Annotated in this window: 14 protein-coding genes; 8 read left to right on the forward strand and 6 right to left on the reverse strand. The window is 73.3% G+C overall.

The features are described 5' to 3' along the window. Positions 1-41 precede the first annotated feature (41 nt). Positions 42-821 (reverse strand): aminotransferase class IV family protein, encoded by a 780-nt coding sequence (locus OG494_RS10370; protein ID WP_328454324.1) that lies wholly within the window; start codon positions 819-821, stop codon positions 42-44. Beyond that, positions 821-1690 carry a peptidylprolyl isomerase gene (locus OG494_RS10375; RefSeq protein ID WP_328454326.1) on the reverse strand — a complete coding sequence of 290 codons (870 nt, stop codon included), beginning with the start codon at positions 1688-1690 and terminating at the stop codon, positions 821-823. Before OG494_RS10375 ends, OG494_RS10370 begins: the two co-directional genes overlap by 1 nt. Positions 1691-1838: 148 nt before the next feature. Between OG494_RS10375 and OG494_RS10380 the strand changes: the two genes are divergently transcribed. Both OG494_RS10380 and OG494_RS10385 read left to right on the forward strand, forming a co-directional pair. Then, positions 1839-2420 (forward strand): MBL fold metallo-hydrolase, encoded by a 582-nt coding sequence (locus OG494_RS10380; protein WP_328458914.1) that lies wholly within the window; start codon positions 1839-1841, stop codon positions 2418-2420. A 2-nt stretch (positions 2421-2422) separates the two neighbouring features. After that, the gene (locus tag OG494_RS10385; protein WP_328458915.1) at positions 2423-3064 is read left to right on the forward strand and encodes a hypothetical protein; all 642 of its coding nucleotides are present in this window, start codon (positions 2423-2425) and stop codon (positions 3062-3064) included. Here OG494_RS10385 and OG494_RS10390 read toward each other — a convergent pair. The 3 genes from OG494_RS10390 to OG494_RS10400 all read right to left on the reverse strand — a co-directional run bounded on the left by OG494_RS10390 (position 3036) and on the right by OG494_RS10400 (position 6297). Then, complete coding sequence (locus OG494_RS10390) at positions 3036-3281, reverse strand: hypothetical protein (protein WP_328454328.1); 246 nt, start codon at positions 3279-3281, stop codon at positions 3036-3038. The genes OG494_RS10385 and OG494_RS10390 overlap by 29 nt on opposite strands. 72 nt (positions 3282-3353) lie before the next feature. Next, the gene (locus OG494_RS10395) at positions 3354-5078 is read right to left on the reverse strand and encodes a YibE/F family protein (protein ID WP_328454330.1); all 1725 of its coding nucleotides are present in this window, start codon (positions 5076-5078) and stop codon (positions 3354-3356) included. 241 nt (positions 5079-5319) lie between these two features. Further along, positions 5320-6297, reverse strand: coding sequence for a GlxA family transcriptional regulator (locus tag OG494_RS10400; RefSeq protein WP_328454332.1), 978 nt, complete (start codon positions 6295-6297; stop codon positions 5320-5322). A gap of 98 nt (positions 6298-6395) precedes the next feature. On the opposite strand from OG494_RS10400, the gene OG494_RS10405 reads away from it, so the two are divergent. The 6 genes from OG494_RS10405 to OG494_RS10430 all read left to right on the forward strand — a co-directional run bounded on the left by OG494_RS10405 (position 6396) and on the right by OG494_RS10430 (position 13988). After that, entirely contained in the window at positions 6396-7100 is a 705-nt protein-coding gene (locus tag OG494_RS10405; RefSeq protein WP_328454334.1) for a DJ-1/PfpI family protein, read from the forward strand. 104 nt (positions 7101-7204) lie between these two features. Next, positions 7205-10150 carry an AfsR/SARP family transcriptional regulator gene (locus tag OG494_RS10410; protein ID WP_328454336.1) on the forward strand — a complete coding sequence of 982 codons (2946 nt, stop codon included), beginning with the start codon at positions 7205-7207 and terminating at the stop codon, positions 10148-10150. A 97-nt stretch (positions 10151-10247) separates the two neighbouring features. Beyond that, complete coding sequence (locus OG494_RS10415; RefSeq protein ID WP_328454338.1) at positions 10248-10754, forward strand: hypothetical protein; 507 nt, start codon at positions 10248-10250, stop codon at positions 10752-10754. A 105-nt stretch (positions 10755-10859) separates the two neighbouring features. Further along, positions 10860-11213 carry an SPW repeat domain-containing protein gene (locus tag OG494_RS10420; RefSeq protein WP_328454340.1) on the forward strand — a complete coding sequence of 118 codons (354 nt, stop codon included), beginning with the start codon at positions 10860-10862 and terminating at the stop codon, positions 11211-11213. A gap of 227 nt (positions 11214-11440) precedes the next feature. Beyond that, positions 11441-12325, forward strand: a complete 885-nt coding sequence (gene ligD / locus OG494_RS10425) for a non-homologous end-joining DNA ligase (protein WP_328454342.1) — start codon at positions 11441-11443, stop codon at positions 12323-12325. A gap of 199 nt (positions 12326-12524) precedes the next feature. Then, positions 12525-13988: an MFS transporter gene (locus OG494_RS10430; protein ID WP_328454344.1), complete on the forward strand. Its 1464-nt coding sequence runs from the start codon at positions 12525-12527 to the stop codon at positions 13986-13988. Positions 13989-14240: 252 nt separating this feature from the next. Here OG494_RS10430 and OG494_RS10435 read toward each other — a convergent pair whose 3' ends face one another. Then, entirely contained in the window at positions 14241-15317 is a 1077-nt protein-coding gene (locus OG494_RS10435) for a DNA polymerase ligase N-terminal domain-containing protein (protein ID WP_328454346.1), read from the reverse strand. Positions 15318-15429: the final 112 nt, after the last annotated feature.

The following is a 15429-nucleotide window of genomic DNA, read 5'->3' on the forward strand; positions in this document are numbered from 1 at the left end:
CGTGGTTCAGATCCCGGTGGCGCGCGAGGCGTCGCCGCGGGTCAGATCTCGTCCCAGGGCACGGTTTCGTAGGCCTCGGCGAGCAGCTTCACGGCGCGGTCCGCGGGCGGCAGCACGAAGTCGTCGACGGAGGCGACCGGGCGGCCCGGGGTCTCCGAGTTGGTGACGAACATCGCGTCGAACCCCGGCAGGTCGGCGGGCCGGACCTCGCGCGTCTCCTGCGGGACGCCGAGCCGTTCCAGCGCCTCCCGCTGCACGAGCATCGTGATCCCCGGCAGCACCGCGGCGTCCGGCCAGACGACCGTGTCACCGGCCAGGAATCCCGCGTTCCACACCGACGCCTCGCTGATCCGGCCCTGGTGGTCGACGAACAGCGCGTCGTCGTAGCCCGCGAGCTCGGCCTGGCGGGCGTGGTGGATGAGCCCGAACGTGCCGAGGTGCTTGACCTGCGGCAGGTCCCGCTCGTACCGCACGATCCCCAGGCGCAACGGCGCCGGGTCGACCGGGTGCGGCGGCAGGGTCCGGACCAGGATCTCCGGCTTCATCGGTTCGGTGAAGGACCGCGTGAGCACCATGACCCGCACCGAAAGGGCGGGTTCGCCGTCGATCGCGTGCCGGACGTGAGAACGCACCAGATCGGTGTCGAGCTCCGCGCCGAACAGCAGGCGGGTGCTCGTGGTGAGCCGGTGCAGGTGTTGGGAAAGACCGCGGACCCGCCCGTCCCGGACCTGCATCGCGGTGAAATGACCGTAGGAGGTCATTCCCGCGACGAAGGCGCCCGGGCCGAGCGGGTCCCCGTTCAGCTCGATGCGGTGCGGCACTACTGGACGGTGACGCCCGTGAACTTCACCTGCTTGGTAGGCGCACCCGTGCCGTCCTGCGGGTTCGGGTTCGCGATGCCGGCCTTGGCCACCGCGTCCAGCACCTTCAGGCCGTCGTCGGTGATGCTGCCGAACACCGAGTAGTCCGGGGACAGCTCGGCGTCGCCGTAGACCATGAAGAACTGGCTGCCGCCGGAGTTCGGGGCCTGCGTCTTCGCCATCGCGAGGATGCCGCGGCCGTACTTGATCTCCGGGAACGCCTCGTCCGGCATCGTGTAGCCCGGGCCGCCCTGGCCGTCGGCCGTCGGGTCGCCGGTGGCCGAGGGGTCACCGCACTGCAGCATCTGCAGGCCCTCGGTGCCGAGCCGGTGGCACATGGTGTCGTTGTAGAAGTTCTGCTTCGCGAGGCTGATGAAGCTCTGCACCGCGCAGGGCGCGAGCGCCCGGTCGAGCGTCAGCGGGATGTCGCCCGCCGTGCTCTTCAGCGTCACGTTCACCGTGCCCGTCGACGGGACGTTCTTGCCGTCGGGCAGGTTCACCTTCTTCGGCGTCTTGCCCGTCGTGTCCGCTTTGTAGTCGCACGTCGTCGGGTTCGGCAGCGGCGTCGTCCGCTTCGGTGTCGCGGCGCGCTGCGTCGGGATCTGCAGTTCGGTCGGCGGCGGGGCGGCCGAGGACGACGCGGCCGTGTCGGTGCTGTCACCGCCGTTGGCGCTCACGATCCACACCACCACGCCCGCGACCACGAGGACGGCCACGCCGATGACACCGGCGCCGATCCTCTTGTTTCGCTTCTGCTGCTCCAATCGGCGCTCGAGCTGCCTCTCGAGCTTGCGCTTCGCAGCTTCGCGGCGCTGCTGGTTGGTCGCCACCCCGTACCCTCCCAGGTTTCCGCTCGTGTCACACGTCTGAGGTAGCGGCAGTGTATGGGCACAGCCTGTGAGGACCATGTACAGGGCCCGCTAGTCTCAACCTGATCGTGATCGGCGCCATCCGGCGCGGATGTCCGGGAGGCGTTCGGTGCTCGTCGTCGGCTTCGGCAGCGGCCCGCTGCAGGCCAACTGCTACCTGCTGGCGGCGGCCGCCGGTGGGCCGTGCCTGGTCGTGGATCCGGGGCAGGACGTGGCCGCGCCGCTGGCCGCCGCGCTCGCCGAGCACCGGCTGGTCCCCGCGGCGCTCGTCGCCACCCACGGCCACCCCGACCACGTGGCTTCGGCCGCCGGCGTCACCGCGGCCCACGGCGTCCCGCTGCACCTGCACCCCGCGGACGCCTCGCTCTACGACGGCGAGAGCGTGCCGCTGAAAGCGGGCAGGCTCGGCTTCGCCGGCCTCGACGGCCTCCACGTGGACGTCCGCCCGGCGCCGGGGCACACGCCGGGTTCGGTGGTGCTCGCCCTGGAGACGGCCGAGGGCGGCCGGCTCGCCCTGACCGGGGACACGCTGTTCGCCGGGTCGGTCGGCCGCGGGGACGTCGAGGCGTCGCTGCGGGACCTGCTGGCGGGCTTCCCGGACGACACGGTGGTGCTGCCGGGCCACGGCCCGGCGACGACGATCGGGCGGGAACGCGCGGGCAACCCGTTCCTGGCCGGGACGGGGGCGTGAGCATGGCGGAGGAAAAGCCCGAACGGCTGCCGCTGTTCGAAGAGGACGCGCGCGGACGCCGTCGCCGGGGGATTTCCGGGCTGATCGGCGTGGTCATCGTCGCCGCCGCGTTCGGCGGGGTCGCCGGCCTGATCGGCGGCACGGTGATCGGCCTGGTCGTCGCCCTGGTGATCGCCCTGCCGCTGGTCTACGTGATGGCCGTCAGCATCCGGCGCCGCGTCTGGCTCGAAGGCTCGACGCTGATCGTGCGCACCTGGGGGCTGCGGCGCGTCGACCTCGTCACCGCGACCCGCCTCGACCTCGTGATCGGCGACGTCCGCGGCACCCGCACGGTGAGCCTGCTCGTCAACGCGGGCAACCGGCGGAAGGTGGCGAAGGTGGACCTCGCGGTGTTCTCCGGCACCGGCGGGCGCGAGCTGGGCATCCTGCAGCTGCGGAAACTGGCCAACGCGCTGATGAACAACACGGAGGCGAACGGCCTGGTCTTCGGGGAGCTGCTGGTCTCGGAGCTCAAGGCCGAGGCGCGCGGCGGCGGCGTCGCGGAGCGCCCGCTCTACCGGCTCGCGTCGGTGGCGCCGTCGGGCAAGTACGTGCAGCGGTTCACGATGGAGGCCGTCAGCCGGTTCGTGGCGACTCTCGACTGAGCTCCGCGTCCGGCTCACGGAGCTGCTCGAGCTGGTAGACGAGCTCCGGGACCTCCTGCGCGATGTACGCGGTGAGGCGTTCGACCTGGTGCAGCGTCGCCCGGACGTCGTCGAGGGCGATCGCGATGCGCGGGATCGATTCGACGGCCTGGACGGTGGCCGTGACCAGCCGCAGCGCGCCGCGCACGAGCTGGCGGGGGCCGGCGAACACGGACATGGCGCCTCCCGGGTCGGGTAACGCCTTCCTACCGCGTGCGGGCGCCGCTGTCGCGGCGGGGGTTCGCCGGTGTTACGGGTGGGACGGAACGGCTTTCGTGGTGCTGCTGAGGTACGTCGCGGGCTCGCGGGAGGCGATCAGCGCGGCGAGGACCGTCGTCACCGGGACGGCCGCCACGATGCCGACACTGCCGGCCAGGGTGCGGATGATCTCCTGCGCGATCTCCTCGCTGCCGAGCAGCGCGCCCAGGCCGACCCCGGAGATCGACGAGTACAACAGCACCGGCAGCGCGGCGCCGGCGTAGGCCATCACCAGCGTGTTGACCGCCGAACCGACGTGGTCGCGGCCGATCCGCAGGCCCGAGCTGTAGAGCTCCCGCCAGCTCAGGCCGGGGTTGGCGCGGCGCAGCTCCCACACGGCGCTCGTCTGGGTGACCGTGACGTCGTCGAGCACGCCGAGCGCGCCGATCACGACGCCGGCGAGCAGCAGCCCGCGCGCGTCGATGCCGTGGCCGAGCGACCCGATGAGGGTCGAGGTGCTGTCGTCGAGCCCGGTCAGCGAGGCCGCGGCCGAGAAGATCGCCGAGAGCACGCCGATCAGCGCGAGGCTGACGAGCGTGCCCAGCACGGCGGCGGACGTTCTCGCGGTCAGCCCGTGGGTCAGGTACAGGGCGATGAACATGATCGCGCCGGCGCCGACGATCGCCACCAGCAGCGGGTTCTCGCCCGAAAGCACGGCCGGGAGGATGAACAGCGCGATCACCACGAAGGACAGGCCGAGCGCCACCAGCGCGGCGAGTCCCTGCCAGCGGCCGAGCACCAGGACGGCGACGGCGAACAGCGCGGCCAGCACGAGCAGCGGGGTGCCGCGCTGGAAGTCGACCAGCTGGAAGCTCGACGGGTCGGCCGCGGTCCCGCCGTTATAGGCGAGCACGACCGCGTCACCCGCGGCGAACCGCGGGGTGCTGGGCTCGATCGGCACGGTCAGCTGCAACGGTTTCCCGGTGGCCGGGCCGTCGGTCATGGTCAGCGCGACGGTCAGGCACGGCTTCGCGTTCGGATCGCTCTGGTCGCCGACCTGGACCTGCCCCTGTGCGAGGCACGGCCCGGTGGCGGTGGTGGTGATCGACGCTTTCACCGGCGTGCCCTGCGGGACGACGCTCGTCGGCGACGGCTTGCCCCACGGGTACAGCACGAGCATCCCGACCACGGTGGCCAGCGCGAGCGGGGCGAGCATCCAGATCAGCAGGAGCCGCACGCGCCGTGACGCCGGGGCGGCCGGGCCGTGCCCGTGGCCGTGACCGTGGCCGGTTTCGGGGGCTGGTTCTCGGGGTTTCGCCGCCTTCGCGCGGCCGTCGGCGGTTCGCTGGGGACCGGTGTCACCGCGCCGGGCGGCCCGCTGGGGTCCGGTGTCGCCCGGAACCCGCGGGGCGCCGGGGTCGGCCTGCTTTCCCGGCACTCGTTGGGGTCCGGTGCCGCCGCGTTCGCGGGGGACGCGCTGGGCCCCGGTGTCGGCCGGAATCCGCTGCGCCCCGGTGTCCGTCAGCGTTCCGGCCGCACGCTGCGGTCCCGTGTCGCCGCGCTTCCTCGGCACCCGCTGCGCCCCGGTCTCGCCCGGCACCTGTTGTGGCCCGGTGTCCGCGCGGCGCCGGGTTGCCGCCGGGGTGCCTTCCGGCGGCGTCCGGCGGGCCGGTTTCCGGGGCGTAGCCGGCGTTCCGGACGTCCCGCGGGGCGGGGAAGCCTCGTCGGTGACCCGGCGGATCGGGCCGGTTTCGTCGTCGAGGTCGGGGCGGTCCACCCGCACATCCTGACAGCGGGATTCCCCGCCCTGCGCAACGGGCCGCCGACGGCCCGGTTCGTCCGGATATGCCGTGTCGACCCTCCAAACACGCGTGTCGACCTCTTGATCACGCGAGCCGCGAGCCCGCCGATGTGATCCGGGAGTCGACACGGGTGATCAGAGGGTCGACACGCGTACTCAGGCGGACGACACGCGTACTCAGGCGGACGACACGCGTACCTCGATGGACGACACGGTGTCAGCTGTAGGCCTGGCGGACGTGGACGCGGCGGTAGGCCGACGGCGGGGTGTCGAAGTGGTCGAGGAAGGCCTGCCGCAGGGTCTCGGTGGAGCCGAAGCCGCAGCGGCGGGCGATCGTGGCCAGCGGGAGGTCGGTGCCGGACAGCAGTCGGGCCGCGTGCTCCGTGCGGATCGTGCGGACGTAACGGCCGGGGGTGGTGCCGAGGTGAGCGTCGAACAGGCGGGTCAGCTGGCGGGTGCTGATGCCGGCGCGCGCGGCCAGCGCCGGGGTGCCGAGGTCGTCGTCCAGGTGCTCGGCGATGTACGCCGTGAGGTCGCGGACCTCGCGGTGCTCCGGCGGCGGCCCGGTCAGGAACAGGCTGACCTGCGCCTGGTTGCCCGGCCGCTGCAGGTAGGTGACCAGCGCCCGGGCGGCTTCGCGGGCCAGCGTCGGGCCGTGGTCGGCCTCCACCAGCGACAGCGTCAGGTCCAGCCCGCTGGTGACGCCGGCCGCCGTGTAGACGTTGCCGTGGCGGACGTAGAGCGGCACCGGGTCGACCGTCACGGTCGGGTAGTCCGCGGCCAGCTTCGCGGCGTAGCGCCAGTGGGTGGTCGCGCGCCGGCCGTTGAGCAGCCCGGCCGCGGCGAGCACCTCGGCGCCGGTGCACACCGACGCGACGCGGCGGCTCGTCCGGGCGAGCCGCCGGATGTGGGCGAGCACGCGCTCGTCGGCCGCGGCGGCCGTGCTGCCCCAGCCGCCGGCGACGACCAGGGTGTCCAGGTCCGCGGCGACCTGGTCGAGCCGCAGGTGGGGCTGCAGGATCAGGCCGGAGGCGGTGTGGATCGCCTGGCCGTCGAGGTTGGCGAGGCGGATCTCGTACGGTGGCCGGGCGCCGAGCCGGTTGGCGGCGTCGAACACATCGGCGGGGCAGGCGATGTCCAGCAGTTCGGCGTCGGGAAATCCGACGATCACGACCCGTCTGGGTGACCCTGGCATGATCGGACGCTAGCACCCCGGCTGGCGCTCGGACGCGGTTCGCAGGATTTCGGACATCACGACTCCGCCGCCACGACGGCACCGCCAAGGTGAGGGTCATGACCGATGAGCAGAAGACCCTCGCTTTCGTCGTCTACCCGGGGCTGACGCCGCTGGACCTGGTGGGCCCGCTGCAGGTGCTGAGTGCGCTGGCCCAGATTGACGCGACCTACCGGACCGTCGTCGTCGGGGCCACCAAGGAGCCCCTCGCCACCGACACCCCCCTGCGGATCGCGCCGAGCCACACGTTCGACGAGGTGCCGGCGCCGTTCGCGGTGCTGGTGCCCGGCGGCGGGGTGCCGACGATGCACGCGATGGCCGACGAGAACCTGCTGGCCTGGCTCCGTTCCGCGGCCGACGGCGCGGAGCTGGTGACGTCGGTCTGCACCGGCTCGCTGGTCCTCGGCGCGGCCGGGCTGCTGGAGGGGAAGCGGGCGACGACGCACTGGATGTTCCGCGACCTGCTGCCCGGCCTGGGCGCGACACCGGTCGCGGAGCGCTGGGTCGAGGACGGCCGCGTGCTCACCGCGGCGGGCGTGTCGGCCGGCATCGATCTGGCGCTGCACCTGGTGGAACGGCTGGCCGGGCACGAGGTCGCGAGGACCGTCCAGTTCGGCATCGAGTACGACCCGCAGCCGCCGCAGGGGGCGCTGGACTGGGACAACCCGCCGTACGGCGATCTGAAGCCGCTTCGCGAGCACACGCTGCGCGAAGGGCTCGCCAAGCATCCGCAGCTCCTGGAAAGGCTGCTCGCGCACGCCTGAGGCGAACGGCGTCGGCCATCCGGGTGAGTGGTCTTCCCGGGTGGCCCCGGACGGCTAGGGTCAGCTCGCTCGATCAGGTGATCTCGCGGGTGGGGTGTTAAGCCGTGCGGTTCCAGGTCCTCGGCCCTCTGACGGCCTCCGTCCCGCTGCCTTCGGCGGCCCAGCCCCGGCGGCTGCTCGCCGTGCTGCTCGCGCGGGCCGGCCAGTACGTCGGCCGCGACACGCTGGTCGACGAGCTGTGGCCGGACGGCGCGCCGTCGAGCGCCGCGGCGATCGTCCAGGTCACCGTGTCCAAGCTGCGCAAGACGCTCTCGCCCGGCCTCGGCGCCGCCGCGGCCGGGCAGCGCCTGCGGTCGGGCCCGCGCGGCTACGCGCTGGTCGTCGAGCCCGGCGAGCTGGACGCCGACGACTTCCTGACGCAGCTGTCCGCCGGCGCGGACGACCGGGCCCAGCGGCGGCGCGCGCTCGAACGGGCGCTGGCGTGCTGGCGGGGCGACGCGTTCGCCGACGTCGCCGGCGGGCCGCTGCTGGAGGCGCACAAGCTGTGGCTGGAAGACCGTCGCTCGGCGGCCCTGCTGCAGCTGGTCGAGCTGGAGCTGGCCGATGGGGACGGCGGCGCCGTGGTCGAACGGCTGGATCCGGTGGTCGCGGCCCGGCCCGCCGACGAACGCTTCGCCGGGCGGCTTGCGGACGCGCTCGGCGCCGTCGGCCGCCGCGAGTCGGCTCTGGAAGTGCTCCGGCGGACGCGTCGCGCGCTCTGGGAAGAGGCCGGCGTCTGGCCGAGCGCGGACCTCGTCGACGTCTACCGCCGGATCGCCGGCACCGAGTGGACGACGCCGGGGCCGCCCGCGCAGCTGCCGCCCGCCGTGCCCGACTTCACCGGCCGGGCGGCCGAGCTCGCCGACGTCGCCCGGGCCTTGCGCGGCCCCGCCCCGGTCGTGCTGCACGGCGCGGCCGGCGCCGGGAAGTCCGCGCTCGCCGTCCAGGCCGCCTGGCGGGTCCGCCGCCGGTTCCCCGACGGCCAGCTGGCCGCCTCGCTGAGCGGCCCGGCCGACCCGGCGACCGTGCTGACCGGGTTCCTGCGCCTGCTCGGCGCGACGCCGGCGGAGCTGGCCGACCGGGCGGGCCTGCCCGGGCTCTGGCGGTGCTACACCGCCGACCGCCGGCTGCTGGTGCTGCTCGAGGACGCCGCGTCGGAAGCCCAGGTCCGGGCGCTGCTGCCGAGCGGCCCCGGCTGCGCCACCGTCGTGACGTCCCGCCGCGCCCTGCCGGGGTTGTGCGGCGCGCACGCGATCCCGGTCGCCGGACTGTCCACAGAGGACGCTCGGGCCCTGCTCGCGGCGATCGTGGGGGAGCCGCGGCTGCGGGCGGAACCCGAAGCCGCCCAACGGGTTCTCGGGCATTGCGCGGGCTTGGCGCTCGCCGTCCGGATCGCCGGGGCCAAGCTCGCCGCACGGCCACGGCAGCGCGTCGCGGAGTTCGCCGCGCGGCTGGCCGACGAGCGCCGCCGGCTCGACGAACTGACCGCGGGCGACCTGAGCGTCCGGACGGCCGTGACGGCGGCGCTGCGCGAGCGGCCCGCGGCCGACCGGTACGTGCTGCGGCTGCTGAACGCCTTCGACGGCCCCGTCCCGGACTGGTGCGTGGCCGCGTTGCTCGACAAGCCGATCGGCGAGACCCGCGACCGGCTCGACGCGCTGGCCGGCGGGCACCTGCTCGTACCGGCCGGGAGCCGGTGGACGGTGGCGCCGTTCGTCCGGCTCGTGCTGGCCGAGAGCACACCCCCGGAGACCGACCAGGTCGCGCTGCGCCGCGCGTGCGAGGTGACGCTGACGCTCGCCGAGCAGGCCCGCGGCCGGCCGGCACCCGGCGGGCCGCGGCCGGATCCGGCGACGGTGCGCCGCGTCGCGGCCGACCCGGCGGGCTGGGCGGCCGAGGAGAGCGGCCACATCGCCGCCGCCGTCCGGCTGGCCGGCACGCACGGCTGGCACGAGCTCACCGGCGGGCTCGCCGACGCCTGCACCGCGCTGGCCGCCACGCCGTGGCTCGACCACTCCGCCCGCGCCGTGTCGGTGCTGGGGCTGGCCGCGGCGCGGCGCCGCCACGATCCGCACGCGGAGGCCGAGAAGCTCTTCACCCTGGGGTCGGTGCACTGGCAGCAGGGCCGGTGGCGGCAGGCGCGCACCTACTTCGTGATGGCCGAGAACCGGTTCCGGGTGCTCGACGACCCGAGCGGCACCGCCGCGGTGCTGGCCGCGCTCGCCGACGTCCACCTCGACAACGGTGACCCGCGGGGCGCGGAGACGGAACTGCGGGAGGCGCTCGTCCTGCTGCGCGACTGCGGCGACCGGCGGGGCCAGACGGCCGCGGCGGCCCAGCTGGGCTCCCTGGCCGAGGACGTCGGTGACGTCCGGGGCGCGGTCGAGAGCTTCGAGGTGAGCATGCTGCTCGCCCGCGAGTGCGAGGACGGGCGCTGGCACGACCAGGCCGCGAAGCGCTACGCCGACGTCCTGCGCCGCCACGGCGGCAGCGACCAGGCGGCCGACCTGCTCACCGGTGCCCTCGGCGGCGCCGTCCGCACCCGGGAACGGCACTGGGAGGCCCACGTCCTGCGCAGCCTGGGCGACCTGCACGCCGAGGCGGGGGAGCTCGCCGACGGCGAACGCTGCCTGACGCGCTCCCTGGACCTGTTCGAGCAGATCGGGCACCGGCACGCCGCCGCCTACACCCACCGCAGCCTGGCCGAGGCCCGCCGCCGGGCCGGTGACGCCGTCGGCTCGCGGCGGCACCTGCGGCTGGCGATGGGCGTGTTCCGCGAGCTGCGCGACCGCCGCGGCGCCGGGTACGCCCTGCTCAGCCTCGGCCGGACCCAGGCCGCCGACGACGCCGGGCCGCAGGCGGTCCGGCTGCTGCGGACGTCGGCCGACCTGTTCCGCGACCTCGGTTTCCCGCTGTGGGAGCTCCGCGCGCTGCACGAGCTCAACGCCGTCACCAGCGCGTCACCGGAGCGGGAGAGAACTCGTGAAGTCTTGACGAAGATCAGGACCTGACCCGGCCACGACCGCCGCACGGGCGCGCGCGTTTGGCGAAGTTATGGCCGGGACCTTTTGGCTGCCGCCGTCGAACGACGTACCGAGGAGGCAAGTCATGTCGGGTCAACGGATGCTCGTGCGGGCGGCGGTGGGGCTGACCGCTTCGGCCGCGGTGGTGTTCGCCACCATCGGAACCGCTTCGGCGGAGGTCGAGGTCACCAAGCTCAGCCAGTCGGCGGCCGCGTCCCAGCTGTCCGCGGCCGGGGTGACCCACTCGTCCAGCGGCGGCTGCACCACCAGGTCGAACTCGACCTGCACGTCCTACGAGCAGATCAACCAGACCACGGTCACCGGCGTGATCACGCTGAAGCGCGCCAGCGGCTGCGCGATCAACATCACCGGCGGCACCGAGGTCGGGCACGCGTCGGGCACCTACAGCCACTACAACGGCTACAAGGTGGACATCTCGCACAACAGCTGCATCGACAACTACGTCAAGAACACCTTCAGCTACGACGGCCTCCGCGGCGACGGCTACCCGCAGTGGAAGGCCGGTTCCGGCAACCTCTACTGCGACGAGGGCAACCACTGGGACATCACCTACTACACCTGCGGCTGCTGAGTTTCCCGGCCGGGACCTGTCCGCGATGAGGGCTGCGGGCAGGTCCCGGCCGGTCTTGGTTACCGGGCGCGACGGCCGGGTACCTCTCCGGAAGGAGGTGCCCTGATGACGTCGCACCGCATCGCCCCCGCGCTGGGCGTGACCACCGGATTCGTGCTGCTGGCCGGGATGTACCTGGTCCTGGCACCGTGGCTCACCCACTTCGGCGGGGCCGGGGTACTGGCGCTGAGCAACACCGTCACCGGGCTGGTCCTGGTGGCCCTGGCGATCGCCCGCACGGTGACGCCGCGGGTCCGCCCGCTGAGCTGGGTCGTCCCGGTGCTGGGCGCGTGGGCCGGGCTGTCGCTCGTGGTGCTGCGGCCGACGTGGGTGACCTGGCCGTCGGCGGGCGCGATCGTCGGCAACGTCGTCGCCGCGGTGGTCGTCGTGCTGGCGGGGCTGGCGCTGACCCGGGTCTGAGCACGATCCGATTGGTTCCGTTCGCAGCACTCGGCGGGGGTTCCCCGCCCCAAGCCGCCGAACGCGCGCAGGTGAACCCGGAGCCTGATTGGCCGTCGTGCTGGCGGGGCTCGCGCTGACCCGGGCCTGAGCACGCTCCGAGTGGACTTCCCCAGGCCCCAAGGGGCAGTCTCGACGCAGGAACGCGCGGGTGGACCGCCCGCCGCCGACCGGCCGAGGGAGGCCCGGTGGACCCCGACGAGATCAGCACGTCGAACCCGGACAAGATCTACTACCCCGAGGCCGGCCTGACCAAGGGCGACGTCGTCGGGCACTACCGGACCGTCGCCGAGGTGATGGTGCCGCACCTGCGCGGGCGGCCGCTCACCCTGCGCCGCTACCCCAACGGCATCGCCGGCCAGACCTGGTACCAGAAGGAAGCCAGCCCGAAGCTGCCGTCCTGGATCCGCGTCGAGGCCATCCCGCAGCGCACCACGAGCGACGTCCGGCACGTCCTCTGCGACGACCCCGCGACGCTGGTGTACCTGGCCAACCAGGCCGCCATCGAGTACCACATCTGGTCGTCCACTGTGGACGATCTGGAGCACCCCGACATGGTGCTGATCGACATCGACCCGCCCGACCACGTCACCGTCGCCGACCTGCGGGACATCGCGCGGATGGTGAAGAAGGTCTACGAAGCCGCCGGGCTCACCGCGTACCTGCAGGCCACCGGCGGGCGCGGGTTCCACGTCGTCGCGCCGATCGAGCCCAGCCAGACCTACGACGAGGTGCGCGACCTGGCGAAGGCGGCCGCCGAGGTGCTGGTGCGGCTCGACCCCGACCGGCTGACCACTGCGGTGCGGAAGGCCCAGCGCGGCGACCGCGTGTACCTCGACATCCTGCGCAACGGTTACACGTCGACGTTCGTGGCGCCCTACTCCCTGCGGGCCCGCCCGTCCGCCGGTGTCGCCACCCCGATCGACTGGCACGAACTGGGCAAGGCGGAGCCGGACGGCTGGACGCCCAAGCGCATCAAGGACCGCTTGGCGCGCAAGGGGGATCCGTGGGCCGGGATGGCCGAGCACGCGGCGTCTCCCGCCAAGGCGCTGGAGCTGCTGAACAAGCTGTGATCCCGAGCGGTCCGTGTCCGGTCGTGAGCCGCGCGTAGGCGAGTTCCGGCCGGGACCCACGACCGCACGCGAGGAGAAATCGCTGTGCAATCCGGAGGAAGGTGACGACCCCTCCTTCTCCGTACGGTCGACGCAGACCTACGGATCGCGGAGGAACGCCCGGCAAGCCCCCGGCTGTCTCCGCTCGAAGGAGAGAGCAGTGAACCTCGCCCAAGCAGTCCCCACTTCGGTGGCGCAGGGTCTGGACCCGCGTCGCTGGAAAGCCCTGATTCTGCTCTGCACGGCCAACTTCATGGTGATCCTGGACGCCCAGATCGTCATCATGGGCCTGCCGTCGATCTCGGCGGACCTCAAGCTGTCCCCGGTCGAGGGACAGTGGGCCCTGTCGGCCAACCTGCTGACCTTCGGAGGGTTGCTGCTGCTCGGCGGCCGCGCCGCCGACCTGCTCGGCAGGCGGAAGGTGTTCGCCATCGGCACCGCCCTGTTCCTGGCGGTCTCGCTGCTGTCCGGGCTCGCCTGGAACGGCGAGGTGCTGCTGATCGCCCGGTCGCTGCACGGCGTCTCCGCGGCGCTGATGGCGCCGACCGCGCTGTCGATCCTGACGAACACGTTCCCCGAAGGCCGTGAGCGCAACAAGGCGTTCGCCGCGTGGTCCGGCATCGCGTCGATCGGCGCCACCGTCGGCCTGCTGCTCGGCGGCACGCTGATCGACTGGCTGGGCTGGCAGTCGATCTTCTTCGTCAACGTCCCGGTCGCGCTGATCATGCTGATCCTGACCCCGGTCCTGCTGCGCGAGAGCAAGGACGCCGGCAAGCAGCGCACGTTCGACGTCGCGGGGGCCGTGGTCAGCACCGGCGCGCTCGGCCTGCTGGTCTACATCCTGGTCGAGGCGCCGACGAAGGGCTGGCTCAGCTTCCACACGATCGGCCTGGCGGCGGTCTTCGTCGTGCTGGTCGCGCTGACCGTCGTCATCGAGAAGCGCTCGAAGGCCCCGCTGGTGCCGTTGCGGCTGTTCAAGTCGCCGGCCCTGGTCGGCGGCAACCTGGTCACCGGGATCACCGCGATGCTCGCGTTCGGCATGTCCGTGGTGATCTCGCAGTACTCGCTGGGCGTGCTGAAGTACACCGCGCTCGAGTTCGGGCTCACCCAGGCGGCCATGCCGGTCGCCGCGGTGGCCGGGGCGTACATCGCTCAGGCGGTGCTGGCCCGCGTCGGCATCCGGCCCGTCGCCGTCACCGGCGTCGTGCTGCTCGGCCTGGGCTGCCTGCTGCTGACCGGGATCTCGCCGGACGGCAGCTACTGGGGCGACGTCTTCCCGGGCCTGATCCTGTTCGGCCTGGGCCTCGGCGGCGGCCCGGTCGCACTGGCCGCGGCGGCGCTGGGCGGCATCGCCAAGCGCGACGCGGGCATCGCGTCCGGCTTCAACACGGCGGCTTTCCAGGTGGGCGGCGCGATCGGCGTCGGGGTCGTCTCGACGATCATCGCGTCCCACATGGCCCAGGCGGCGACCAACCCGGGCGCCGTGATGGACGGCTTCAGCCAGGGCCTCGTGGCGTGCGTGATCTTCGCGGCGGTCGGCCTGGTGCTGGCGCTCGTGTTGCTGCGCAAGCCGAAGGGCGGCCTGCAGGTGGTGCCGGAGCAGCGGACGCCGTCCGCGCACTGACACCCCGAGGCGAACGGCCCCCACCGCACGCGGTGGGGGCCGTTCCCGTTTCGGGGTGCTGCCGCGAGGTCGGCGTGGATCGGGTTCGCGGGTTTCGGCTCGGCCGCGGAGGGGCTCGGTGGCCGCAGCAGACCGGGCACGACCTCGCCGGCGGCCTGCCGGTGGTCGCCGTGGCACCGCGAGCGGTTCGGCCTCGGGACGTCGGGTCGACTCGCGTAGGTCAGCGCAGGCCGGCGGAGCGGAGGGGCCGTTTCACGTCTCGACGCGCAGCCAGGTCCCGTCCGCCTCGCCCGGGGTGTACGGGCTGTCCGCCCGCTTGGCGTAGATCCCTGCGAGCCCGTGTTCGCGAGCCGCGCCCAGGACCGCTTCGCCGTTGCCCTGGAAGTACTGGGGTACCTGCCAGGTGCCGCCCGCCAGCCCGAGGTCCGCCAGCACCGACCGGCGCTCGACGTAGGGCAGGTCGAGCGTGGACCGGCCCTCGTGGTGCAGCACGTCGTAGGCGAAGAAGAACGCCGGCTTGTGCTTCATGATCCGCTTGGCGTCGTAGCCGTCGAACTTGCTGCGCTCCACCAGCCCCCCGGGATCCGGCCGGCCGTCGCGGACCACGACGATCTCGCCGTCCAGCAGCACTTCCGTCGAACCCAGGCTCTCGCCGAGCTTGTGCAGCTCCGGGTACCGGCCGGTGACGTCGGCGCCGGAGCCGTCGTGTGCCGTGATGCGGCCGCCCGACACGCAGAGCATCGTGCGGTCGCCGCCCCAGGCGAATTCGTAGGCCCAGTCGGCGTCTTCGGCCGGCGGGGGCAGCTCGCCCGGGACCGCCGACATCGGCTCCAGGAACTCGGGGGCGTCCTCGTGGCCGTCCTCGGCCGGGTCGAGGCGGCGCAGGGTCCAGTCGCCTTCGTCGTCCGGGTTGTGGCGGTTCTGGAACAGGTACTTGCCGCTCGCCTTCGTGCCGTGGAAGACGATCTCGACCTTGTGGTTGTTCCAGTGCAGCGTTTCGTAGCGGCCGGTGTCCCAGATCGCCATCCAGCCGCCGCCGTACTCGCCCGCCGGGATCTCGCCTTCGAAGGAGAGGTAGTCCATCGGGTGGTCTTCGGTGTGCACCGCGAGCCGGTTGACGCCGGGGGAGAGCGGCAGGCCCTTCGGCACCGCCCACGACACGAGCACGCCGTCGCGCTCCAGCCGGAAGTCCCAGTGCAGGCGGGTGGCGTGGTGCTCCTGGATCACGAACAGGTCGTCGCCGCCCGGCTCGGGCGCGCCGTCCGGCCACGGCTCCGGCGTCCGGGAACGGTCGCGCTTGCGCCGGTACTCGTCGAGTCGGTCGGCCATCGCGGGACCGGCACCCCCACTTCGCTCGGAAGGCACCAGATTAGCGGGCGCCGCAGCGGGTCCCGCCTCCGGTCGTGCCCTCCCGGGGCGTGGTGGCTCCGGGAGGGCACGC

The sequence above is a fragment of the Amycolatopsis sp. NBC_00438 genome (genome assembly GCF_036026695.1).
In the GTDB taxonomy this organism is placed as follows: domain Bacteria; phylum Actinomycetota; class Actinomycetes; order Mycobacteriales; family Pseudonocardiaceae; genus Amycolatopsis.

Excerpts from the sequence above, each read along its gene's own strand:
- OG494_RS10420 (WP_328454340.1), top strand. The coding sequence starts at position 10,860 with ATGACGTCGCACCGCATCGCCCCCGCGCTGGGCGTGACCACCGGATTC.
- OG494_RS10385 (WP_328458915.1), top strand. The coding sequence starts at position 2,423 with ATGGCGGAGGAAAAGCCCGAACGGCTGCCGCTGTTCGAAGAGGACGCG.
- OG494_RS10405 (WP_328454334.1), top strand. The coding sequence starts at position 6,396 with ATGACCGATGAGCAGAAGACCCTCGCTTTCGTCGTCTACCCGGGGCTG.
- OG494_RS10400 (WP_328454332.1), bottom strand. The coding sequence starts at position 6,297 with ATGCCAGGGTCACCCAGACGGGTCGTGATCGTCGGATTTCCCGACGCC.
- OG494_RS10435 (WP_328454346.1), bottom strand. The coding sequence starts at position 15,317 with ATGGCCGACCGACTCGACGAGTACCGGCGCAAGCGCGACCGTTCCCGG.
- OG494_RS10415 (WP_328454338.1), top strand. The coding sequence starts at position 10,248 with ATGTCGGGTCAACGGATGCTCGTGCGGGCGGCGGTGGGGCTGACCGCT.
- OG494_RS10390 (WP_328454328.1), bottom strand. The coding sequence starts at position 3,281 with ATGTCCGTGTTCGCCGGCCCCCGCCAGCTCGTGCGCGGCGCGCTGCGG.